General features: G+C 65.4%; 24 protein-coding genes. 6 read left to right on the top strand and 18 right to left on the bottom strand.

The annotated features are described in order from the left end of the window. Nucleotides 1–86: 86 nt before the first annotated feature. Together R4P57_RS14560 and R4P57_RS14555 are read right to left on the bottom strand one after the other, a co-directional pair. A complete protein-coding gene (locus tag R4P57_RS14560) occupies nt 87–953 on the bottom strand; it encodes an aminodeoxychorismate lyase (RefSeq protein WP_317803533.1) in 867 nt (288 codons plus the stop codon). Between the two features lie 34 nt (nt 954–987). Beyond that, nucleotides 988–2286, bottom strand: a complete 1299-nt coding sequence (locus R4P57_RS14555) for a dicarboxylate/amino acid:cation symporter (protein WP_317803532.1) — start codon at nt 2284–2286, stop codon at nt 988–990. Between the two features lie 110 nt (nt 2287–2396). Between R4P57_RS14555 and R4P57_RS14550 the strand changes: the two genes are divergently transcribed. The 3 genes from R4P57_RS14550 to R4P57_RS14540 all read left to right on the top strand — a co-directional run bounded on the left by R4P57_RS14550 (nt 2397) and on the right by R4P57_RS14540 (nt 4629). Next, nucleotides 2397–3518, top strand: a complete 1122-nt coding sequence (locus R4P57_RS14550; RefSeq protein WP_317803531.1) for a folate-binding protein YgfZ — start codon at nt 2397–2399, stop codon at nt 3516–3518. Continuing rightward, on the top strand, nt 3515–4150 hold the full coding sequence (locus R4P57_RS14545) for an MOSC domain-containing protein (protein WP_317803530.1): 636 nt from the start codon (nt 3515–3517) through the stop codon (nt 4148–4150). Before R4P57_RS14550 ends, R4P57_RS14545 begins: the two co-directional genes overlap by 4 nt. 284 nt (nt 4151–4434) lie before the next feature. Further along, nucleotides 4435–4629, top strand: a complete 195-nt coding sequence (locus R4P57_RS14540) for a DUF3073 domain-containing protein (RefSeq protein ID WP_008719426.1) — start codon at nt 4435–4437, stop codon at nt 4627–4629. Nucleotides 4630–4717: 88 nt separating this feature from the next. Here the strand turns inward: R4P57_RS14540 and purM are convergent, their stop codons facing one another. From purM to purL, 10 genes are all read right to left on the bottom strand, one after another. Beyond that, nucleotides 4718–5818, bottom strand: coding sequence for a phosphoribosylformylglycinamidine cyclo-ligase (purM, locus tag R4P57_RS14535; RefSeq protein ID WP_317803529.1), 1101 nt, complete (start codon nt 5816–5818; stop codon nt 4718–4720). 86 nt (nt 5819–5904) lie between these two features. Then, nucleotides 5905–7542, bottom strand: coding sequence for an ABC transporter ATP-binding protein (locus R4P57_RS14530; RefSeq protein WP_317803528.1), 1638 nt, complete (start codon nt 7540–7542; stop codon nt 5905–5907). After that, nucleotides 7539–8507, bottom strand: coding sequence for an ABC transporter permease (locus R4P57_RS14525; protein WP_317803527.1), 969 nt, complete (start codon nt 8505–8507; stop codon nt 7539–7541). The genes R4P57_RS14530 and R4P57_RS14525 overlap by 4 nt, the downstream gene beginning before the upstream one ends. Further along, nucleotides 8507–9493 (bottom strand): ABC transporter permease, encoded by a 987-nt coding sequence (locus R4P57_RS14520; RefSeq protein WP_411742369.1) that lies wholly within the window; start codon nt 9491–9493, stop codon nt 8507–8509. Before R4P57_RS14520 ends, R4P57_RS14525 begins: the two co-directional genes overlap by 1 nt. A 105-nt stretch (nt 9494–9598) precedes the next feature. Then, nucleotides 9599–11287 carry an ABC transporter substrate-binding protein gene (locus tag R4P57_RS14515; protein ID WP_317803525.1) on the bottom strand — a complete coding sequence of 563 codons (1689 nt, stop codon included), beginning with the start codon at nt 11285–11287 and terminating at the stop codon, nt 9599–9601. Nucleotides 11288–11401: 114 nt separating this feature from the next. Then, nucleotides 11402–12964, bottom strand: a complete 1563-nt coding sequence (gene purF / locus R4P57_RS14510) for an amidophosphoribosyltransferase (protein ID WP_317803524.1) — start codon at nt 12962–12964, stop codon at nt 11402–11404. Between the two features lie 125 nt (nt 12965–13089). Continuing rightward, a complete protein-coding gene (locus R4P57_RS14505; protein WP_317803523.1) occupies nt 13090–13476 on the bottom strand; it encodes a sterol carrier family protein in 387 nt (128 codons plus the stop codon). A gap of 5 nt (nt 13477–13481) precedes the next feature. After that, the gene (locus tag R4P57_RS14500) at nt 13482–14069 is read right to left on the bottom strand and encodes a CPBP family intramembrane glutamic endopeptidase (RefSeq protein ID WP_317803522.1); all 588 of its coding nucleotides are present in this window, start codon (nt 14067–14069) and stop codon (nt 13482–13484) included. Then, nucleotides 14066–15793, bottom strand: a complete 1728-nt coding sequence (locus R4P57_RS14495; protein ID WP_317803658.1) for an alpha/beta hydrolase — start codon at nt 15791–15793, stop codon at nt 14066–14068. The genes R4P57_RS14500 and R4P57_RS14495 overlap by 4 nt, the downstream gene beginning before the upstream one ends. 83 nt (nt 15794–15876) lie before the next feature. Continuing rightward, nucleotides 15877–18168: a phosphoribosylformylglycinamidine synthase subunit PurL gene (purL, locus tag R4P57_RS14490; RefSeq protein ID WP_317803521.1), complete on the bottom strand. Its 2292-nt coding sequence runs from the start codon at nt 18166–18168 to the stop codon at nt 15877–15879. Nucleotides 18169–18281: 113 nt separating this feature from the next. On the opposite strand from purL, the gene R4P57_RS14485 reads away from it, so the two are divergent. After that, on the top strand, nt 18282–19046 hold the full coding sequence (locus R4P57_RS14485) for a nucleoside phosphorylase (RefSeq protein WP_317803520.1): 765 nt from the start codon (nt 18282–18284) through the stop codon (nt 19044–19046). Nucleotides 19047–19156: 110 nt separating this feature from the next. On the opposite strand, the gene R4P57_RS14480 is transcribed toward R4P57_RS14485, so the two are convergent. Beyond that, a complete protein-coding gene (locus R4P57_RS14480) occupies nt 19157–20455 on the bottom strand; it encodes a M18 family aminopeptidase (protein WP_317803519.1) in 1299 nt (432 codons plus the stop codon). A gap of 128 nt (nt 20456–20583) precedes the next feature. Between R4P57_RS14480 and R4P57_RS14475 the strand changes: the two genes are divergently transcribed. Both R4P57_RS14475 and R4P57_RS14470 read left to right on the top strand, forming a co-directional pair. Then, the gene (locus tag R4P57_RS14475) at nt 20584–20709 is read left to right on the top strand and encodes a hypothetical protein (RefSeq protein WP_317803518.1); all 126 of its coding nucleotides are present in this window, start codon (nt 20584–20586) and stop codon (nt 20707–20709) included. Then, entirely contained in the window at nt 20706–21422 is a 717-nt protein-coding gene (locus tag R4P57_RS14470) for a hypothetical protein (protein WP_317803517.1), read from the top strand. The genes R4P57_RS14475 and R4P57_RS14470 overlap by 4 nt, the downstream gene beginning before the upstream one ends. Before the next feature lie 26 nt (nt 21423–21448). Here the strand turns inward: R4P57_RS14470 and R4P57_RS14465 are convergent, their stop codons facing one another. The 5 genes from R4P57_RS14465 to purS are packed head-to-tail and all read right to left on the bottom strand — an operon-like array spanning nt 21449 to nt 23259. Beyond that, nucleotides 21449–21610: a hypothetical protein gene (locus R4P57_RS14465; RefSeq protein WP_317803516.1), complete on the bottom strand. Its 162-nt coding sequence runs from the start codon at nt 21608–21610 to the stop codon at nt 21449–21451. Then, the gene (locus R4P57_RS14460) at nt 21607–21939 is read right to left on the bottom strand and encodes a hypothetical protein (RefSeq protein ID WP_317803515.1); all 333 of its coding nucleotides are present in this window, start codon (nt 21937–21939) and stop codon (nt 21607–21609) included. Before R4P57_RS14460 ends, R4P57_RS14465 begins: the two co-directional genes overlap by 4 nt. 7 nt (nt 21940–21946) lie before the next feature. Further along, nucleotides 21947–22297 carry a VOC family protein gene (locus tag R4P57_RS14455; RefSeq protein WP_317803514.1) on the bottom strand — a complete coding sequence of 117 codons (351 nt, stop codon included), beginning with the start codon at nt 22295–22297 and terminating at the stop codon, nt 21947–21949. Nucleotides 22298–22333: 36 nt separating this feature from the next. Continuing rightward, nucleotides 22334–23011 (bottom strand): phosphoribosylformylglycinamidine synthase subunit PurQ, encoded by a 678-nt coding sequence (gene purQ, locus R4P57_RS14450; RefSeq protein ID WP_317803513.1) that lies wholly within the window; start codon nt 23009–23011, stop codon nt 22334–22336. Further along, complete coding sequence (gene purS, locus R4P57_RS14445; protein WP_032376367.1) at nt 23008–23259, bottom strand: phosphoribosylformylglycinamidine synthase subunit PurS; 252 nt, start codon at nt 23257–23259, stop codon at nt 23008–23010. The genes purQ and purS overlap by 4 nt, the downstream gene beginning before the upstream one ends. Nucleotides 23260–23299: the final 40 nt, after the last annotated feature.

The following is a 23299-nucleotide window of genomic DNA, read 5'->3' as shown; positions in this document are numbered from 1 at the left end:
AGGTCAGGGCGTTGGCCCGCGACGAATTCGACAGTACTACTACGGGTAGTAGTAGGGAAGAGTCTTTCGGCAGGGTCGTTTGGCTCCTATCGAGTTTCGACCGTCTCCACGGCGGCATCGACCATCGATGGAACATCGTCGACGAGCCTCTGCGTGCCGAGGGGAACGCCGTTCATCGCCGTGACCCGAGCCGCGAGAGTGACGCTCGAGACCAGCCAAACGCCATCTGCTGCAATGAGATCCGCCGGATACAGGTGCCCGTGTTCGCAGGTCCAACCGGCAGACTCGGCCACGGAGAACAACCCGGCGACCGTGGTTCCGGCCAGGATGCCTTGTTCGACCGACGGTGTGACGAGAGTCTTACCGCGCGCGAGCACCACCGTCGAGCGCGGACCTTCGAGCACCCGCCCCTCGCTGCTGAGATAGATCACGTCGTCGGCACGATGAGCTGCGGCATGCCGCAGCGCGGCCATGTTGGTCGCATACGACAACGTCTTGGCCCCCGCGAGCTGCCACGGCGCTCCCGACGAGAAGTCCACCGAGTAGCCGCGATCGAGCGTGATCACCGACACCCCGTCGGTGCGCGCTGCTCGCACTCGCTCGGGCAGCGGTCCCACCGTCACGTACGCGGTGGGGTCACCACCGCTCTCGCGTCCGCGGCTGAGGACCAACCGGAGAACCGCCTCGTCCTCGGACGCTCGTGCCCACAGACCGACGGACTGTTCCACGACGGTGCGCCACTGTTCGAGATCGGGAACGGGCAGATCCAGTGCCCTCGCCGACGCCACCAGCCGGGCCAGATGCAACTCGACCGCACAGGCCGCGCCGCCGCGCACGAGCAGCGTCTCGAACACCCCGTCGCCGCGCACCACGGCCAGATCGTCGGCGAACAGCAACGGCCGATTCGCGTCGTGCACTCCGCCGTCCAACGTCACCACTACCGACTCCGACATGCCCGCCACCCTAGAGGGGAGCGGACACGTTCGATCAATCCGCTCGATCGGCCGTCGCCATCGCGTCGGCGTACTCGTCGAGGTCGAGATCCTCGGCGACGACGACCTTGGTGCCGTTGTACACCTCGCGGTCGATCTCGTCGTCGGCGTTGGCGACGAGCATCGCGACGAACGTGTCTCCGTTCACGTTGAGGAAGGTACGGAAAATCCCGGCGAACCAGTCCACGGCGATCAGCAGGCCGACGGCCTCGAAGGGAAGGTCGAGCGAGGTCGCGAGGAACATCGCGACGACGGGGAATCCGCCGGGCACGGTGATGGTGCCCATGTTGAGCAGAACCGCCAGGCCCATGCCCAGCGCGATCTGCCCGAGACTCAGGTCGATGTTGCCTGCCTGCGCGAGGAACATCACCACGATCATGTAGTTGAGAACGGCGCCGTAGGAGCCCATCGTCAACCCGATCGACAGCGTGAAGTTGGCGACCTTCTGACTGACACCGACCTTCTCGACGGTGTTGCGCAGCACCGTGGGGAACGTGACGGCCGAGCTCGTGGTCGTCACCGCGACGGCCGTCTGTTCGGTGAGCTTGCTGGGCAGCTTCCACGGGCTCAACCGGGTCCGCATCGTCACGACCACGACGAAGAGCGCGAACAGAATGATCACCCCGAGCAGTGTCGTACCGAGGTAGCTCAGGGCGGTGGACACCACCGAGAAGCCGACGTCTCCGGCGAGAGCGGCGAGCAGGCAGAACACACCGACCGGGGCGATGACCATGACGAGCCGGATCATCGTCAGGACGATCTGCTGAATCTGATCCATGAACGAGAGCACCTGGGTGTTGCCGGTCTTGGTGATGTGACTGCGCAGCGCGATACCGAAGAGCAGCGAGAAGATGATGATCGGCACCATCGTCGCCGTCGACATGGCACCGAACACGTTGGTGCTGACGAAGTTGAGCAGCGTGTCCTGCCAGCCGAGCGCCTCGCTCGCCGATTCCTCGAGCGACGGATCGAGCTGCTGGGTGAACACCATGCCCGCGCCCGGGCGAATGATGCTGCTCAGCACCCAGGCCAGCACGGCCGCGACGACCGAGAATCCGATCATCCACTTGAAGGTGCGGAAGGCGATTTTGCCGGTTCCCGCCCCTGCCATCGATCCGGTGGCGACGATGACCGAGGCCATCACCAGCGGGACGATCGACATCTGGATCAGTCGGATGAACAGATCGCCGATGAACTTCAGATTCGCGGCCCACTCCCCGACCACCAACCCGAACACGATGCCGCCGATCGCTGCGAGGCCGATCTGCGCGGCCGGATGCGCCAGTTTCTTCATGGACAGAAACGCTAGGTCCGCGTCGTCGCAGTGCCGTGTCGTCGTCGTTTCGAGAGTGTAAAGGGACCGGTCACCGAGTTGCTTCGCCGACGGGCTCCTACTATGGAGATGTGTCCGACACAGTCACGATCAGCCCGAGCCCACTTCTGACACTCCCCGGCGCAGTGCCCTCCCCCGACGACAGCGTCGATGCCGGGGTGGCCTGGCACTACGGCAATCCGTTCGGTGAACAACGCGACGGGGTCAGTGGCGCTGCCGTCATCGATCGCTCCCACCGTTTCGTGCTCGCCATCAGCGGAGACGAACGCCTCAGTTGGTTGAACACGATCTCGAGCCAACTCGTCTCGAACCTGCCCGACGGCAGCTCGGCCGAGAACCTGAGCCTGGACGTCAACGGCCGCATCGAGCATCACTTCGTGCAGACCGACCTGGCCGGCGTCACGTACATCGACACCGAGCGCGCAGCCGGACCGGATCTGCTCTCGTTCCTGAAGAAGATGGTGTTCTGGGCCAAGGCCGAACCCCGTCAGGCCGACGAACTCGCCGTTCTCACCGTCCTGGGATCCGACGCGGCGTCGGTGCTCGAGAAGGCCGGCCTGCCGTCTCCTGCCGAGATCTACGGTGCGTCGCCGATCGACGGCGGCGGTTTCGTTCGGCGGATGCCCTGGCCGGGCGAGAATTCGTACGACGTGGTGATCCCCCGCGCGAGCCTGAGCGACTGGTTCCTGCGACTGCGCGACGCCGGGGCCGCCCCGGCCGGAACCTGGACGTTCGACGCGTTGCGGGTGGAGTCGTTGCGTCCGCGCGTGGGCGTGGACACCGACGAGAAGACCATTCCGCACGAGGTGCGCTGGATCGGCAGCGCCGCGGAGTTCGGCGCGGTGCATCTGGAGAAGGGCTGCTACCGCGGGCAGGAGACGGTCTCGCGCGTCCACAACCTCGGTCGCCCGCCCCGGCATCTGGTGCTGCTGCATCTCGACGGTTCCGCGGACGGTCGACCCAGCACGGGCGACCCGGTCACCGCGGGCGGACGGTCCGTGGGTCGTCTGGGCACCGTCATCGATCACTTCGAGCTGGGGCCGATCGCGTTGGCGCTTCTCAAGCGGACCGTTCCGGTCGACACCGCCCTCGAGGCCGGACCGTGTGCCGCGTCGATCGATCCTGATTCGATCCCGTCGTACGACGACGTCCAGGCCGGTCGCGCTGCGGTGGACCGCCTGCGCGGCCGGTGAACGGGACCGTTCTCGCTGTCTGCGTCGTACACGCCGATGTTCCGTTCGGACGCCGCGCGGTGGTCGACAGCGGCATAGACAAGCGGCCCGTCGACGGGCCTGTGGACGTGCACGAGCTCGGCATCGGCGGTGATCACTGCCGGGACACGAAGTTCCACGGCGGACTCGATCAGGCCGTCTACGCCTACGACGAGGACGAGGCGAGGTACTGGGCCGATCAGCTGGGGACGCCCGTTCCTCCTGGACGATTCGGTGAGAACCTGCGGACCACCGGTGTGCCGGTGACCGATGCGGTGATCGGCTCGCGGTGGCGAGTGGGCAGTGTGGAGTTGGAGGTGACGATCGCCCGCAAGCCCTGCGGAACGTTCGCGCGGTGGATGGGCGAGCCCGGCTGGATCCGTCGATTCACCGCGCGCGGCGATGTGGGTGCGTACCTCCGAGTGCTCGAGCCCGGCGTCTTCGGCGGCGGTGACATCGTGACTGTGACGTCGGTCCCCGAGCACGGGGTGACGGTGCGGATGCTCTTCGAGGGGAGGGATACAGCTGCGATGCAGACTCTGCTGGACGCGCCGGGATTGGCACCGAAGGTCTACCGCGATGCGGCAGCAGCGCTGAAATCGACGCGGAACTGAACCCTCCGGTCGCTCCTGCAGGCTTCGCTCCCCATGACGCGCAGCACGTAGTTCTCGTGTCGCAGAACGAAGATAGTTTGCCAGCGCACGGATATCTGCAGGTACAGGCAGCGCCGACCCCTGCCCCGGGCGTGTCGCGCCCGTTCGCCCACCACCGACACGTGGTGCCGTATGCGCATCGCGGCGATTCGCGCGCTAGAGTGTGTGCCAGGAAGAAATACCAACTCTAACGGGGCCGCCAAATTTCCCCAGGCCGCCCCGCAAGTCCGCGAGGGGGCACCGCCATGGGCCGAGGCAGGGCTAAGGCAAAGCAGACAAAGGTCGCTCGTGAGCTCAAGTACAGCTCGCCGACAACGGACTTGGAGAGTCTGCAGAAAGAACTCTCCGGTGGTTCGTCCAACTCCCATCGTGGCATCCACTCTGACTCGGATGTGCATTCCCGAGTCGAGGAAGACGAGTACGAGGACTGGCGACGCTAGTACTGTGCACTGAACGACTGAGGGGGAGCCGCGGTGCGGCTCCCCCTCACTTGTTTGCCCGGTGTTCGGGCGATCGGAATCTTGCCGCTCAGAACCGCGGGTGGTTACCCAGCAGCAGCGCACGCTCGTCGGCGACGTCCTTACCGGTCGCCTTCTTCACCGTGCCCAGCGTCCAGCAGTCGATGTGGCGTGCGGTGAGCACTGCGAGTGCTCGGTCGACGTCCTCGGGTGCCACGATGGCCACCATGCCGACACCCATGTTGAACGTCTGCTCCATCTCGGCCCGCTCGACGCGTCCGCGCTGAGCGATCAGCGAGAAGATCGGAGCCGGGCTCCACGTGGTGCGGTCGAGTTCGGCGACCAGGCCCTCGGGCATGACCCGTGAGAGGTTGTTCGCCAATCCGCCGCCGGTCACGTGGCAGAACGTGCGGACGTCGGTTTCCGCAGCGAGCGCGAGGCAGTCCTTGGCGTAGATCTTGGTGGGTTCGAGCAGTTCCTCGCCGAGGGTGCGGCCGAACTCATCGACGTGTCCGCCGAGATCCATGTGGTTGATCTCCAGCAGCACCTTGCGAGCGAGGGAGTAGCCGTTGGAGTGCAGGCCCGACGATCCCATGCCGATGACGACGTCACCGGGACGCACCCGCTCGGGTCCGAGGATCGAATCCGCCTCGACGACGCCGATGCCGGTGGCCGAGAGGTCGTAATCGCCGTCGGCCATCAGTCCCGGGTGCTCGGCCGTCTCGCCGCCGAGCAGTGCGCAGCCGGCGATGATGCAGCCTTCTGCGATGCCCTTGACCAATTCGGCGACCTGCTCGGGAACAACGCGGCCCACGGCGATGTAGTCCTGCAGGAACAGCGGCTCGGCACCACAGACGACGAGATCGTCGACGACCATTGCGACCAGGTCCAGGCCGAGGGTGTCGTGCTTGCCGAGGGCCTGCGCCACGGCCACCTTGGTACCGACGCCGTCGGTCGAAGCGGCCAGGACGGGCTCGCGGTAGTCGCCCTTGAGCGCGAAGAGACCGGCGAAACCACCGAGACCGCCCATGACCTCGGGCCTGCTGGCCTTCTTGGCGAGCGGCGCGAACAGTTGCACTGCTCGATCTCCTGCGGCGATGTCGACCCCGGCCGCCGCGTAGGAGGCACCGCCCGAGTGAGTTGCGCTCGTGGGTTGGGATTCCTCGGTCATTCGGCTCCAGCCTGTGTACTAGTTCATGTCAGCGCCCGGTGCGGCGCGGCCCCAACGGTACCGGAGTGCCCGGTCAGGAGAAGAACTCACGTGTGCAGGCGCTTTCCGGGAATCGCGGCCAACAGCTTCTCGGTGTAGTCCGCCTCCGGCGATCGAAGGATCTTCCACGGTGTTCCCTCTTCCACGATCGCCCCGTTGCGCAGCACGACCACGCGGTGGGCAACGCGATCGACTACCGCGAGGTCGTGACTGATGAACAGGCACGCGAAGCCGAATTCCTGCTGCAGTGACTCGAACAGGTCAAGCACGGCTGCCTGCACCGAAACGTCCAGTGCGCTGGTCGGTTCGTCCGCGACCACCAGATCCGGTCCCAGCACCAGTGCCCGCGCCAGGCTGACGCGCTGCCGCTGCCCACCCGAGAGCTCGTGTGGGTAGCGCTTGTCGGTGCCCGACGGCAGTTGCACGGCGTCGAGCAGTTCGGTCGTCCTCGCGGCGATCGCGTCCTTGGAGCCGTACTTGTGCACGATCATCGGCTCGGCGATGCACTGTCCGACGGTCAGCCGGGGATTCAGTGAGGCCGACGGGTCCTGGAAGACGAACCCGAATCGCTTGCGGAGCGGTTTGAGCTTGCGTTCGCTCACGCCTGCGATGTTCTGTCCCATCACCGTCACGCTGCCACTCGTCGGCTTCTGCAGTGCTGCAACGCATCTGCCGATCGTGGACTTGCCCGAGCCGGATTCGCCCACCAGCCCGAGGGTTTCGCCGCGGTGGATGGTGAGCGAGACGTCGTCGACCGCCCGGAAGGCCGGGGAGCCGACACCACCGGAGAACTGCACCACCAGACGCGAGACGTCGAGAACCGGTTCGCCGGAGGTGTCGACGGTCTTGTCGGACTCCACAGCGGCGAGTGTGGGCACCGCGGCCAGCAGCTTCTTGGTGTAGTCGTCCCCGGGTGCGTCGAAGAGCTGCGCCACCGGAGCTTCCTCGACGACGCGACCGTTCTGCATGACGACGACGCGGTCCGCCAGATCGGAGACGACGCCCATGCTGTGGGTGATGAGCACGACGGCGCAGCCGAGCCGGTCCTTGAGATCGCGGAGCAGCTCCAGGATTTCGGCCTGCACCGTGACGTCGAGGGCAGTGGTCGGCTCGTCGGCGATGATGACTTTCGCCTCGCACGAGATGGCGATCGCGATCATGACGCGTTGCTTCTGTCCACCCGAGAGCTCGTGCGGGTAATACGAGAAGCGTTGCTCGGGGCTGGGCAGACCCACCATCGTCAACAGTTCGATGGCCCGAACCTTGGCGTCCTTCGCAGACATGCGCTTGCCGTCACTGCCCGGGTGTGCGCGCAGCGCCTCGACGATCTGATACCCGATGGTGAACAACGGATCGAGGGCGCTGCCCGGTTCCTGGAACACCATCGAGATCTTGTTGCCGCGCAACTGCGCCCACGCCTTGTTGCTCAGCGTCGTCACGTCCTGGCCACCGAGCACCACGTGGCCGTCCACGCGTGCGGTGTCGGGTAGCAGTCCGATGGCGGATCTGACGCTGACGGACTTGCCCGATCCGGACTCGCCCACCACGGCCAGTACCTCGCCGGGGAACACCTCGAACGAGACCTCGGTGACGGCATCGACCTCGCCGGCATCGGTGAGGAACGTGACGGACAACGACTTCACCGACAGTGCGGACTCGCGTGGAGTCGCAACGCTCGAGGTCATACCTTCACCGCCTTCTTGAACTTCTTGCGGGTGCGCAGCAGCGAATTCAGTGTCTCGCTTGCACTTTCACCCACCATGGTCAGACCGAGGACGACGAGCACGATGCCCAGGCCAGGGAACACCGACGTCCACCAGATGCCGTTGGAGATATCGGGCAGCGCCTTGTTGATGTCGTATCCCCACTCCGAGGCGGAGGTGGGCTCGATGCCGAATCCGAGGAATCCGAGTCCGGCGAGGGTCAGGATGGCCTCGGCACCGTTGAGGGTGATGATGACCGGCAGCGTCTGCACCACGTTGGCGAGGATGTGGCGGAACAGGATTCGCGGAGTTCCGGCCCCGGTGACCCGGGCGGCGTCGACGTACGGTTCGGTCTTGACCGCGACTGTGGCGTTGCGTACCACGCGGAAGTACTGCGGCACGAAGATCGCCGTGATGGCGATTGCTGCGGACGCGATACCGCCGAAACTGGACGACTGTCCGCCTGCGACGACGATCGAGATGACGACCGCGAGGAGCAGCGATGGAAACGCGTACATCGCGTCCATGAACAGCACGAGCACGCGGTCGAACCAACGGCCGATGTAGCCCGAGGCCAGGCCGAGCGGAACACCGATGATCAGCGAGAGCACCAACGACGATGCGATCACCATCAATGCTGTTCTCGCACCGTAGATCACGCGAGAGAACACGTCCTCGCCGCGGACCGACGTGCCGAACCAATGCTGCGCGGACGGGGCTGCCTGGCGGGCGAAATCCTGCCCGGCGTCGATGGTCTGCGAGAACCCGTACGGCGCGAGAAGCGGAGCGAACACGGCGGCGATCACGAACGCCACCATCAGGGCCAACCCGACGATCAAGGTGACGCGTTGCAACCCCGACGTGGACTTGACGAACGCGACGCCGGGAAATCCTCGACGGTGCGGACGGGTCGGAGGGACGTCGGACAGCACGACTTCGGTGGTCATCAGAACCTCACTCTCGGGTCGATGAGTGCGACGATCGCGTCGGTGACGAAGCTGACGACGGCGACCACCACGGCCAGGAACGTCACGATGCCCTGCACCGCAACGAAATCGCGGGCCTGCAGGTAGCGGGCGAGTTCGTAGCCCAGGCCCTGCCACTCGAAGGTCGTCTCGGTCAGCACCGCACCACCGAGCAGTACGGCGATCTGCAGGCCGATGACGGTGACGATGGGAATCATGGCGTTGCGGAACGCATGCCGCCGCGTCACCGTGCCCTCGCTCAATCCGCGAGCGCGCGCGGCGTCGACGAAGGGTGCCTGCAGGGTCTGAATCAGGTTGACGCGCACCAGTCTCAGGAACACTCCGGCCGTCAACAGACCCAGGGCGAGAGCGGGAAGAACGGCATGCTCGAGCACGTCCACGATGTAGCCCGGCTCGCCGTAGAGGAACGAATCGACGATGAGGATGTTGGTCTTGGGTGAGACGTTCTGCAGCGCCAGTTCCACATTGGTGCTGGCTCGTCCTGCCACCGGCAGCCAGCCGAGCTTGACCGCGAACAGCAACTTGAGCAGCATGCCGACGAAGAACACCGGGGCCGCGTACGCCAGAATCGCGAAGATCCGCAGCGAGGCGTCGCCGAATCGGTCCCGATGGGTGGCAGCGAAGAAGCCGAGCGGGATGCCGACCGCAAAGGCGACCAACAGTGCCCAGAACGCCAATTCCAGTGTGGCAGCGCCGTTGACGAGCAAAACATCGCTGATCGCGCGATTGTCGGTGGCCGAGCGGCCGAAGTCGCCGCGCAGCAATCCGGTCAGGTACTCCCAGTACTGAGTCAGGATCGGCCGGTCGTATCCGGCTTCGGCCTTGCGCTGGGCGATCTGTTCGGCGGGTAGGCGGCCACCGAGGGCGGCGGTGATCGGATCACCGATCACCCGCATGAGAAAGAAGACGACGGTGACGAGAATCCAGGCAGTCGGAATGATCAGCAGAAATCTGACCCCGAGGTAGCGGGCGAGCGCGCCGTATCGTGACGGCGCACTCGCCTGCTTCGCTTGCTTCTCCCCTACCGGCGCGTCCGCGGTAGTGGGCACCGGTCAGCTCTTGGCGAGAGTGACGAAACGGAACTTGAACGAGGCGTCGAGAGTCTCGTCCACACCGCTGATCTCGTCGGTGGCGACGGCGATCTGCTTGCCCTCCAACAACGGAAGCGTCGGCAGGTAGTTCGTCGCGAGCTCGGTCTGAATCTGACCGATGATCTGCATCCGTGCATTCTCGTCGGCGGTCGTGCGTTCGAGATCGAGCAGCGAGGTGATGGCCGGGCTCTCGAAGTGCGACTGCAGGAAGTTGTCCGGCGCGAAGAACGGCGTCAGGTAGTTGTCTGCATCGGGGTAGTCCGGGAACCAGCCCAGCTGGTACACCGGGTACGCGTCGGCGACGCGTTCCTTGGTGTACGTGCTCCACTCGGTGGACTGCAGGTTCACGTTGAACAGGCCGGTCGCGTCGAGCTGACTCTTGATCGCGGCGTATTCCTCGCTCGAGCTCGACCCGTAGTGGTCCGGGTTGTACTGCAGGTTGAGCTGAACAGGAGTGGCAATGCCTGCGGCAGAAAGGAATCCGGCCGCCTCGTCACGATTGGGCGTGGTGCCGTAGACGTCGCCGAAGGCGGTGTTCGCGCCGGCCAGGCCGGTGGGGACCACGGAGTACAGCGGGGTGTACGTGCCCTTGTAGACGCCGTCGGACAACGCCTGACGATCGACCGAGGACGCAATTGCCTTGCGCACGGCCAACTTCTGCTCCGGGGTGTCGCCGGGCATGGTGTTCATGTTGAACACCATGTAGCGCGATTCGCCGCCGGGTCCCTCGTGCACCGTCAGACCGTCCACACTGCCGAGCGATTCGACGTCCGTCGGCGTCAGCGAGCGCCACGCGACGTCGATGGCCTTGTTCTGCACGTCGAGCTTGAGGTTGTCGGAGCTGGTGTAGTACTTGACGTTGATCGACGACGTCTTCGGCGTTCCGAGAATGCCGTTGTAGTCACCGTTCGCGGTGAAGCTGACGAGGGAGTTCTTGGCGTAGCTCGCGATCGAGTACGGGCCGGCGAACGGCGTACCCGCCACGATGGCGTCGTCGTCGAGAATCGAATCGGCAGGGAAGACGGTCTGATCGACGATCGGGCCTGCCGGGGTCGCCAGAATCTGCGGGAAGGTCTGGTCGTTCGCGGCCTTCAGAGTGAACTCGACGGTCTTCTCGTCCGGCGTCGCAATGCTGTCGAGGTTGGTCAGCAACGACGCCGGCCCGTTGGGATCGTTGATCGCGACGATTCGATCGAAGGAATACTTGACGCTTTCGCTCGTCAGCGGATTGCCGTTCGCGAACTTCAGGTCGTCCTTCAGCGTGCACGTGTAGACGGTCGGTTCGGAGAAGTCGCAGCTCTCGGCCGCGTCGGGCTCGAGCTCGGAACTACCGGGCGCGAAGTTCATCAGGAAGGGGTACGTCTGGTTCATCACCATGAACGAGCCGTTGTCGTACGAGCCCGCCGGGTCGAGCGACGTCACCTGGTCGGTGGTGCCGACCGTGATCGTCTCGCCGCCGCCGCTGTCGCCGGATCCACCGGCGTCGTCGGTGCGGCCCGAGCCGCAGGCTGCGGCCGTCAATGCGAGTACCGACAGTGCTGCCACTGCAGCGGTCTTCTTGCCGTGCTTGCGCACGGCTTTGATGGGTGCAGCGGTCTTCGATGCCGCGCTGTAGCGCTGCATGCGTCCGTCGTCGGGCGACAGGGTCATCTGAAAGCCTCTATCCAATCGGTGTGTCCTATGTAACTCGGGACAGTACCGACGGACTGTTTCCAATATGTGGCATTGAGAAAACCCTGCTGTTCCCTCGCAGGAACGCCCAGCTCACGGACGACTCAGAGCACTCACATTCGCATCGTTGTCCACCGGCTGCCCGGCGGCCGAGGCCAGCAGACCTTCGAGAACATGCTTGCCGAGCGCATTGTCGGCAGGCAGATCGATCGGGTACTTGCCTGTGAAACATGCTGCACACAAGCGAGATTCAGGCTGCTCGGAGGCAGCGATCATGCCGTCGATGGAGATGTAACCCAACGAATCGGCACCGATCGCCTGCCGAACGCCCTCGAGAATCCCGTCCTCGGAGTCGACCCCGTTGGCGATCAGCTCTGCGGGAGAAGCGAAGTCGATGCCGTAGAAGCAGGGCCAGCGCACCGGCGGCGACGCGATACGCACGTGAATCTCCAGCGCACCGGCCTCGCGCAGCATCCTGATCAGGGCTCGCTGGGTGTTGCCGCGAACGATCGAATCGTCCACCACCACCAGCCTTTTGCCCCGTATGACCTCTTTGAGCGGATTGAGCTTGAGCCGGATGCCGAGCTGGCGAATGGTCTGCGACGGCTGAATGAACGTGCGGCCCACGTAGGCGTTCTTCATCAGCCCCTGGCCGTAGGGAATTCCCGATCCCTGCGCAAAGCCGATTGCCGCCGGCGTACCGGACTCGGGCACCGGAATCACGAGGTCACCCTCGGCCGGGTGTTCCTTGGCGAGACGCCGACCGATCTCGACCCGGGTGGAGTTGACCGATCGGCCACCGATCACGCTGTCGGGACGAGCAAGGTAGACGTACTCGAACACGCAACCCTTGGGCTCGGGGGACGCGAAACGCGAGGACCGAACACCGTCGGCATCGATCGCGAGCAGCTCGCCCGGCTCGATATCGCGAACGAACGCCGCTCCGACGATGTCGAGCGCGGAGGTCTCGCTGGCAACCACCCAGCCGCGGTCGAGACGGCCGAGGCACAGCGGGCGCACTCCGTGCGGATCACGGGCGGCGTAGAGCGTGTGCTCGTCCATGAAGGTAAGGCAGAACGCGCCTTTCAACTGTGGCAGCAGTTCCATCGCCGCCTGCTCGATGGTGCAGTCGGCGGCCTTGTGCGCCAGCAGCGCGGTCACCACGTCGGAATCCGACGTGCCGTTGCCCTGCAGCCGGTCACTGATCAGCCCTGCGTCGCGGGCCTTGGTGGCGAGCTCGGCGAAGTTCACCAGATTTCCGTTGTGGCCGAGCGCAATCCCGGTCCCGGCGGTGGTGGTGCGGAAGATCGGCTGCGCGTTCTCCCACGTGACCGAACCACTGGTGGAGTAGCGGCAGTGCCCGATGGCGACGTGCCCGGGCATAGCGCCGAGTGTCTGCTCGTCGAACACCTGGCTGACGAGACCGAGATCCTTGAACACCAACACCTGGGAGCCGTCGGACACTGCGATGCCGGCAGCCTCTTGACCACGGTGTTGCAGCGCATAGAGGCCGTAATACGAGAGCTTGGCCACATCCTCGCCCGGTGCCCATACTCCGAACACTCCGCACTCTTCGCGCGGCTCGTTCTCCGGTTCGTCGAGCGGTTTGCCTAGCAGAAGATTCGGACTGTCGACCGACAAATCGGCGTTGGTCACGGGCATTGCTCCCTTGGGGGACGGGGCGGGGGGCCGTGCCTGAGTCTACGGGCACACGACCGGAGTCAACGCATCGTGTGGACGGGAGATTCCCAGTAGGTGAACGTGTGTCCGATTCAAGCGAATCACCTGATGGACAACAGTGGCAGCCAGCGACCCACTTCGGCCGCCCTACTGCCCGACGCATCGATGGAACCGTCGGCGAGAGCGTCGGCGAAATCGCGGATTCCGGTGACCACCTGGAGCCACGTCAGCGCATCGGTTTCGACCACGTTCGGCGGAGTTCCCCGTGTGTGTCGCGGCCCCACGATGCATTGCACCGCGACGAACGGCGGCACCCGCACCTCCACCGAGGATCCCGGCGCGTTCTGACCGAGAGTTCGGGCAGTGGTGCGCACAGCCGCGGCTATCTGCGCACGCGCAGGCTTCTCCGCCTCACCCTTGATCCAGTCCTCGACGGCCAGAACGGCGTCGCGCACCTCGGCGGGTCCGACTTCCTTGTGTGGTGGCACTACGTCTAACTCCTGTCGTGTGCAGCGAGATGCGCCAGCACGGCACCGCTGGCGTTGAGGGACCAGTGCAGCAGTGCCGGGGCGAGCACACTCCCGCTGCGGGCTCGCAGCCACGAGAACACCACCCCGGCCGCGGCCGTCGCCACGACCGTTCCGACCACGGTGTCACCCGCCGCGCGAGCGGGGTGAATGTGCCAGAGCCCGAAGAAGATCGGCGACAGAGCGGGCGACGCGGCGTCGAGCACACCGCGAAAGAGCAACTCTTCGGTGAGGACCGTCCCCACCGGAATCCGAAACAGGACCCACTCGGCCAGGTTCTCCTGCGACGGTCGGACGCGTCGACGCAACGCCGGAATCGCAGCGACGACAGCGGATCCGAGCACCGGAACTGCCGACGCCGCAGCGCCCCACTTCAGTCCGTCAGCGGTGTTGCGCAGACCGAGTTCTTCTGCGCTCGTTCGGGACAGTGCAGCCACACCGACGGCGAACGAGGCGTTGGCCACCGCGCGTCCCCGGGCATCGAGACCGAGCGCGGGAAGGAAGTAGGTACTCCACGCCGTCGTCTCGAGTCCGGTTGTCAGGGCGGTTCTCACTTCTCGGGACCGTCCCGGCCTGCGAATTGCTCCATGACGCCGCGAACTCGTTCGGTGTCACGGTCGGTCCACCCCTCGGGCGCGGCGACGGCCGCCCAGCCGTCGAGCACGAGGGTTCCGTAGTTGTGGCCGTGCCCGTCGGGAACGCCCGCGGCGTTGGTCAGGTCGGCGGCCACCTGCCAGAAGGTGACGACCGGGAACCACCGCATGCTCGGCAAACGGTCCGGCCCGGGTGGCTCGGACAGCCAGTCGGGGCGCTCGAACAGCAGGTCCGGTGACCACCAGACCACCGGATCCGACGCATGCTGGACGTAGAGAATTCGCGGCTCGTACCAGGGCTGATCCTCGGGCGGGATGCCCGACGAGTTGTCGGCGAATCGGACCGTCAGTCCCTCGGAGTAGACCGGCCGAACCTCCGGGCTTCCCGGGTCGCGTCGGCTGACGAACTGACTCCAGATGCGGTTGTTGTTCGGCGGCCCCACCCACAAGACACCGTCGGTGGTGGCCCTGATGTCGGCCAAGCCGTCGAACGCGCCCTCCCCCGCCTGGGTACCGAGGCTCTCGCCGTAGACGTAGAACTTGGGGCGCGTTGCCTCCGGTTCCTGCAGCCAGCGGTCGTGCACCTTGTCGATCAGAGCTCTGCCCGCCTGCGCGGCCTTGTCTCCCTCCGCGATGAAGGAGATCCAACTCGGCAGGTACGAGTACTGGGATGCGACGGTGGCGACATCGCCGTCGAACATGAGCTCTTCGGCTTCGATGGCGGTGGGATTGACCCATCCGGTGCCGGTGGTCGGGACGACGACGAGAGCCGCGCGCTGGAATGCCCCGGTGCGTTCGAGTTCGGCGACCACGATGTTCAGTCGCTCGTCCTGGGTCTCTGCAGTTTCCAGGCCCGCGTATGCCCTGATCGGCTCGATGCTGGGACGGCCCGTGGCCCGCTCCATCTCGTCGGCGCGCAGCCCGCTGGAGACGAAGTTGCGCCCCTCGAATCCGAGGGTGTCCCACGGTGCCAACGAGTTCGGGCTGCCCGAGCGTTCGTCGGCCACGGGTTGTTCTGCGCCGTCCCGGGTTTCGTCGTTCTGCAGACTGAACACGGAGTTGGTGACCTCGGAGACCGCGCGCAGCAGCACGCCCTGAACCAGCGCGACGGACAGCACGACGAGGACGACGACCCCGAGCGCATTGGCCACTTCGCGTGGCATCTTGACGATGCGGTTGATCTGACGGGCGAGCAGACGAACGAGGTCACGCAGCACCCGCCACACCGAAATCAACAGCGCTGCAATGGCGATACTGAGCGCACCGGTGCGAAGGTACCCCGTTGTGGTTGTTCCCTCCGCGTCCATCAGTGCGGCCAGCTCACGCTGCCATTCCGCCGAGATCGCCAGCATGATCATCGACGCCGCGACCGCCACGACGGGCACGGCGACCTTGACGGCCAGCTCGACCTTGCGGGGCAACGGCCACCACGATCGGGACGAGAGCCACCATCGCGTCACCGCCCAACCCACCGCAACGCCGAACGCGTAGCCGATGGCCGAGTTGATGCCGCCGATGATGCCCTGGAACAGCCACCCGCGTGGGAGCAGCGACGGAGTCAACGACCAGCAGAAGAACAACGCGCTGAACGCAATTCCGGTGAAGTCCAGGCGCAGCAGGCCCCAGGCCCACATGACGAACGGGTGCTTGGCGGGTGAGGGGACGGAGAACTCGACCGAGGGCAGGTGGTACCGATGATGCTGGTCCTGCTCGAGTGCCGCGTCGACCTCGTCGAGGCGCTGCTCCGATGTGCGTCCCCCCACCTCGGTCAGCCGAAGAGTCTGGGAAGAGTGCTCTCGAAGGTCTCGCGCAGTTCCGCCATCGGGACGGAGAACTGCCCTTGCACCTCGATCGAATCCGAACCCTCGTCGACCACGCCGATGCGCACCCACGGCAGTCCGCGGGCGGTGCACATTCCGGTGAATCGCATCTCTTCCGTGCGAGGCACGGCGACCAGAACCCGGCCCGAGGACTCCGAGAACAGCGTCACGAACGGATCGGCACCTTCGGGAACGATGATGCGGCAACCGCTTTCGCCGGCCAACGCCGCTTCGACGACAGCCTGCGCGAGACCACCCTCGGACAGATCGTGTGCCGCCGAGACCAGTCCGTCACGCGAGGACGAGAGCAGAATGTCTGCGAGCAGCTGCTCGCGGGCTAGATCGACCTTGGGTGGTACGCCACCGAGGTGATCGTGCTCGACCTGAGCCCAGATGGACCCGTCGAACTCGTCGTAGGTGTCGCCGAGCAGGATCAGCGTCTCACCGGGCTCGAGTCCGAGGCCGGTGGGGATGCGGCGATGCACGTCGTCGATGACGCCGAGAACACCGACGACGGGCGTCGGCAGGATCGGCTCGGCACCGGTCTGGTTGTAGAAGCTGACGTTGCCGCCGGTGACGGGAATGCCGAGGGTGACGCAGCCGTCCGCCAATCCGCGTACGGCCTGCTGGAACTGCCACATGACGCCCGGGTCCTCGGGCGAGCCGAAGTTCAGGCAGTTGGTGACGGCCATGGGGGTCGAGCCGGTGACGGCGACGTTGCGGAACGCCTCGGCCAATGCGAGCTGCGCACCCTGATACGGGTCGAGTGCGGTGTAGCGGCCCGACGCGTCGGTGGCCAAAGCGATTCCGCGACCGGTCTTCTCGTCGATGCGGATGACGCCGGCATCGGCGTTCTCGGCGAGGACGGTGTTGCCGCGCACGTAGCGGTCGTACTGCTCGGTGATGAAGCGACGACTGCACAGCTGCGGCGAGCCGATCATCGTCAGCAACGTCGCCTTCAGCTCGTCACCGGTTTCCGGACGCTTCAGCGACGCCGTGGTGTTCGCGACCAGATCGTCCTGGCCGGCAGGCCGCTGCACGGGACGGTTGTACACCGGTCCTTCGTGCGCGACGGTCTTCGGCGGAACGTCGACGACGGTATCGCCGTGCCAGGTGATCTGCAGGTTGTCACCGTCAGTGACCTCACCGATCACCGTGGCGAGGACGTCCCACTTGCGGCAGACGGCCATGAACGCGTCGACATTGTCGGGCGTCACCACCGCGCACATGCGCTCCTGGGATTCGCTCGAGAGCACCTCGGCGGGAGTCATACCGGTGGCGCGCATCGGCACCTTGTCGAGCTCGATGTGCATGCCACCGCTGCCCGCGGATGCCAGTTCCGAAGTGGCACAGGACAACCCGGCACCGCCGAGATCCTGGATGCCGACGACGAGCTTGTTCGAGTACAGCTCGAGGCAGGCTTCGATGAGCACCTTCTCGGTGAACGGATCGCCGACCTGCACCGCGGGGAGCTTCTTGCGGCCCCCGCCGGTCTCGTCCCCGTCGAAAGTCTCCGAGGCCAGCACGGACACGCCGCCGATACCGTCGAGACCGGTTCGTGCGCCGAAAAGAATGATCTTGTTGCCCAGGCCCGACGCGAACGCCAGATGCATGTCCTCGACGCGCATGACGCCGGCACACAGAGCGTTGAGCAGGGGGTTACCGGCGTAGGAGGCGTCGAACACCGTCTCGCCGCCGATGTTGGGCAAACCGAGCGAGTTACCGTAACCGCCGACGCCTGCGACGATTCCGCTCAGGACACGGCGCGTATCGGGTGCATCGGCAGCACCGAATCGCAGCTGGTCCATGACGGCGATCGGGCGAGCGCCCATGGCCATGATGTCGCGGACGATGCCGCCGACGCCCGTCGCCGCGCCCTGGTAGGGCTCGACGTACGACGGGTGATTGTGGCTCTCGACCTTGAACGTGACGGCCCAGCCGTCGCCGACATCGACGACGCCCGCGTTCTCACCGATACCGGCGAGCATCGGCTTGCGCATCTCGTCGGTGGTGGTCTCGCCGAAGTACTTCAGGTGCACCTTGGAGGACTTGTACGAGCAGTGCTCGCTCCACATGACGGAATACATCGCCAATTCGGCGTCGGTGGGCCGACGGCCGAGGATTTCCTTGATGCGGACGTATTCGTCGTCCTTGAGTCCGAGTTCTTTGTACGGCTGCGCAACGTCGGGGGTGGCGACGGCGTTGGAGACGGTGTCTGTGGGTACAGAGCTAGCGGACACGAGGAATAGGTCCCTTCGATGGAGCGAAATGCCAGGGAGAGTCTATCGGGACCCGCAGACATGTACGGCATCGGTCGTGCAGGGCTGTGCTTCGGCCGTGCGAACATCACCTGATGGACATCGCACTGACCGAGGACGATCTGGACGAAACGGGCGTCATCGACCCGTCGATGGTGGCCAAGGGGGTCGACGTCCCGCCGAAAGCAGTCGTCTGTTTCTTCTCCGAGGTGATCGAGAGCATCTGCGCGAAAGGCGACGCGAGGGTTGTCTCGGTCATGCGCTCCGAGCACGGCGAACATCCCGTCTACGAGATCGAGCGGAACGGGGAGAAACTTGCCGTCTTCCACCCCGGCGTCGGCGCTCCACTGGCGGCGCTGTTCCTCGAAGAGGCCATCGCGATGGGATGCACCCAGTTCGTCGCTGTCGGCGGCGCGGGAGCACTGTCCGACGACCTGGGCATGGGACACGTGATGGTGGTCGACAGCGCCCTCCGCGACGAGGGCACCTCGTTCCACTACCTGCCTCCGGGACGGGTGGTCGACGCCGATCCGGAAGGCGTGGCCGTGCTGCAATCCGTGCTGACCGACGCCGGAGTCGACTTCGTCACGGGCCGATCCTGGACGACGGATGCGCTCTACCGCGAGACACGTGGCCGCGTTTCGCGCCGCGTCGAAGAGGGCTGCCGAACAGTCGACATGGAAGCCTCGGCCTTCTGCGCCGTTGCCCGATTCCGCGGAGTGCGATTCGCGCAACTGCTGTACGCGGGCGATTCCCTCGCCGCCGACTGGGATCACCGCGGCTGGACCAAGGCAACGACGGTGCGCGAACAATTGTTCTGGCTCGCGGCCGACGCATGCCTCCAATTGAGACCGGTATAGCCGAACTCACGGATTCGAGGCACGCGGGTTCGAGGTCGCAGGCTCACCCTCCCCCGGCTCACCCCCCGCCGGCCCCGCAAACGCGCGCGCAGTTGCGCCGCCGATTGGGCTCAGGCAGGGGCCAGGAATGCTGCCAGCGCGTCGGCGTAGGACTTCACGTCCGCGGCGCCCATCAATTCTCGCGACGAGTGCATTGCCAGCTGCGCTGCGCCGACGTCCACCGTCGAGAGGCCGGTGCGGGAGGCGGTGATCGGCCCGATGGTCGAACCGCAGGGCAGATCGGCGCGATGTACGTAGCGCTGCAAGGGAACTCCGGCCTGATCGCAGGCGAGCGCGAAGGCACCCGCACCTGCGGAATCCGTTGCGTAGCGCAGATTCTGGTTGACCTTCAGTACCGGCCCCTTACCGAGTTCGATGCGATGCGCGGGCTCGTGCCGATCCGGGTAGTTCGGATGCGTCGCATGCGCCATATCGCCTGAGGCACAGACGGATCCGGCCATCGTGCGGAGGAACTCCTCACGGCCACCGCCGCGTCCCAACACGATACGCTCGAGCACGGTGTTCAGCAGATCCGAGAACGCGCCGCGGTCGGACATACTGCCGACTTCCTCATGGTCGAACAGTGCCAGCACCGGCGTGACGGCGGTCGGATTGTCCACTGCAGCAAGCAAAGCCTGAGTTCCGGCGTAGCAGGTTCCCTGGTTGTCCAGACGCGGCGCACTGACCAGTTCGGACTCGACGCCCACGACGGCACTGGGTGCGAGGTCGTGTGTCATCAGCTCCCAACCCAGTACCGAATGCGGGTCGACGCCTTCTCTCTCGGCGACGTAGGCGATGAACGATTGTGGCGAATTACCGACGCCCCAAATGGCATTGACGTGTCGCTGCGGATCGAGGGTGACGCCCTTTCGATCCTCGGACAGGTGGATCGCCAGCTGCGGAACTCGCAGAATGGGCTCGTCGACCTTCACGAGAACCTCGCGGACCGTGTTGCCGTCGCGCACACTCAACCGACCGGAGATACCCAGATCGCGGTCGAGCCAGGAGTTGAGCCAGGCGCCGCCGTACGGTTCGAGGCCGACCATCTGCCAGCCCGCGGATTGCAGATCGGGATGCTGCTTCACGCGGAGGTTCGGGCTGTCGGTGTGCCCGCCGACGATGCGGAAGGGGCCGGCAGGAGTGGAGCCTGCGGAACGACCAGAACCGTCATGCTCGGTACTCCAGGCGACGAGTGAACCGCCGCGAACGAGGTAGTAGCGACCTGGTTCGGTCGGCCAGGCGTCGATCTCGTCGAGCCGAACGAAACCGGCGTCCTCGAGCTGCACCGACACCGTGTTGCAGACGTGGAACGGGGACGGCGAGACATCGACGAAGGTACAGAGACCGGTTGCAGAAGCGTTGGACGGCATGGGAACCATTGTGGCAGCCGCCGCGTCGAACACCCCGAGAGCACACACCGACCGGGGGGAACTTCATGACATTTCAGTCGTCGCTGCGCCAACAGGCTGGTCACGCAACCACACTAGCGATAGTTCGGATGAAGACGATCGAAGCGTTTCGCACGCGCGGCGTGGTGGTTCACCGCCAGGATGCGACGACGCTGGCGGCGGATTCGGGCGCGCACTTTCCGCTGGAGAACCTTTCGCCCGCTGTACGGGGGTGAGCCGATCTGCGTGGGACAACATCATCGGCGGCCACGTCGACGTCATGATCGAGATGATGCGCGAGGCGGATCCCGCGTTCATCACCGGTCTGTCGGACGACGAGTTCTACTCGAGGTTGCGCGAACGCGTCATCGCGCCGTCTGCCCTCGAGCGAATGGGCGCGTACGACTACTCGGTCCCGCTGCTGGAAGTGCCAGGCGCACCGAGGCGTGTGCTGAATCTGTCGTCCCCCAATCGAGCTGTGACACTCGCTGATTGCCATCTCGTCGGCCGAGACGTGAACGCTGCATGGGCTGCCGGCCGGAAGAACACCGCCGCGCTGAAGTTCGAGGACACCGAAATCCTCAGCAGAAACGGTATCGACATCGAGGTGCTGAGCGGCGATTCGATCTACCTCGCGTCGAAGGTTGCCGACATGACCACGTTGATCTCGACTCAGCTGGGCGAGTGCCTGTACGGCGTGTTGTTCATCGTTCCCAACGCCTACGAGTTCACCTTTCACCGGCCGCGCAGCGCCGACGGGACGCTCGCGGCAGTGACCGCACTCGCCGAACTGGCCGACGTGTTCTGTCGTGACACACCGAGCCCACTGTCGCGCTCGGTGTTCTTCTGGCGAGACGGCGAGTACAGCCAGGTGTGCGACGGGATAACGATCGACCCCACCGGCATCTTCGCCTCGACCGTGACCGAGCTCCGAGCGCGTGCGTCCTGACTGTGTTCGCGTGCGGTCAGGCCACGCTATTCGGGAGGTGGGGTGGTAGGTCGACCCGCTGCGGCGTCGCGAATCCACTGCGGCACCTCGCGTCCGCTGCGTTCACGGATTGCGATCGATGCGCGAGCAGCTGCCGCGGCGACCTCCGGCCGTCCGACCTTGATCTTGCGTTCGTCCGTGGTGGTCATCGCAACTCCTCCAGCTCATCGCCTCGATTGTCAGTGTCCTCGTATTCGTCGGGTTGCGCCAGTGCGTGCCGCAAGGCGCGATCGGCCAGAGCCACCAGGACATCCTGCTCCGTTCTGGTTATCAGCGGGGAGTCGGTAACCGCCCCGTAGATATCCCACCCCAGGGCAGCTTCGGCGTCGTCTGTGCTGACGGTGTGATCGAGGCACCAGGTGATTCGCTGCCAGGCCTGTGCGCGTTTGTCGGCAACGGTGCGTTGGCGGACGGTGAGTGCGACTCCGACGACGGCGAGAACGCCGACCACGAGCGTCACCCAAGCTCGAGCAGGCATCCGATTTTCAGTGAGAACCGGACACGCAGAACGAGTTGCCGTCGGGATCGGTCAGGGTGACCCAGCGAAAGTCGCCCATGGTGTGTTGCGCAACTTCACTTGCACCCGCCTCGACCAGCCGCGCGACCTCAGCGTCGAGGTCACCGGTGGTCATGTCGAGGTGGACGCGATTCTTGCCGGGCGTCGGGTCGTCGATCTTCTGAAAAGCCATTCGATACGGTGCCGCAGCGAGTTCGACGACGTAGAACCAGCCGTCGTTCTCCTCCACGATCGTTCCGTCCGCCTGCGCCGCCCACCAGCGTGCGAGCGGGCCCGGATCGGTGGTGTCGAACGTGATCATGCCCAGGGTCAGTGTCATGGCGGCACAGTAACCGCCGACACCGACAAGTTCGGGTCAGGCGTTGACGATCGTGTCCAGTGCCGAATAGAAGATGCCGAGGCCGTCGTCGCTCGGTCCGGTGAGCGGCTCGGTGGCGTGCTCGGGGTGCGGCATCAGGCCGACGACTCGACCGTTGGCCGAGGAGATTCCGGCGATCCCCCGCTGCGATCCGTTCGGGTTGGTGCCGCTGTAGCGGAACACGACGCGACCCTCGCCCTCGAGCTCGTCGAGCACGTTCTGCGGTGCCTGGAAGCGGCCCTCGGCATTCTTGACCGGAATCAAGATCTCGGCACCGGGCTCGTATCGCGACGACCACGCGGTGTCGGAATTCTCCACCTTCAGCCACTGATCACGGCAGACGAAATGCAGGCCCTCGTTGCGGGTCAGAGCGCCAGGGAGCAGGCCTACTTCACAGAGCACCTGGAATCCGTTGCAGATACCGAGAACCGGCATACCGCCCTCGGCAGCCTTGACGACTGACTCCATCACGGGGGCAAATCGGGCAATGGCGCCGGCCCGCAGGTAGTCGCCGTAGGAGAATCCGCCGGGGACGACGATGGCGTCGACGTTCTTCAGATCGGCGTCGGCGTGCCACAGGCTGACGGCTTCTCCGCCGGCAAGGGTGACGGCGCGGGAGGCGTCGACGTCGTCGAGGGTCCCGGGGAAGGTGATGACTCCGATACGGGCGCTCATGCGGCGGGCTCTACCGACACACGAGTGACCGTCCAGTCTTCGATCACGGTGTTGGCCAGCAGCGATTCCGCGATCTTCTCCAGCTCGGCGTCGTCGACGGAGTCGTCGACCTCGAGCTCGAAACGCTTGCCCTGTCGCACGTCGGACACACCGGAGATGCCCAAACGGCCCAGTGCGCCCGCGATCGCTTGACCCTGCGGATCGAGAATCTCGGCCTTGGGCATGACATCGACAACGACTCGGGCCACGAAAGCGCTCCTTGAAATACGTACAGCAAGACAGTTACCG

Origin of the sequence: Rhodococcus sp. IEGM 1330, from assembly GCF_033142445.1 — a bacterium.
Lineage (GTDB): Bacteria > Actinomycetota > Actinomycetes > Mycobacteriales > Mycobacteriaceae > Rhodococcoides.
Note: the sequence above shows the minus strand (reverse complement) of the source record. Positions and strands in the feature narration are given on the sequence as shown.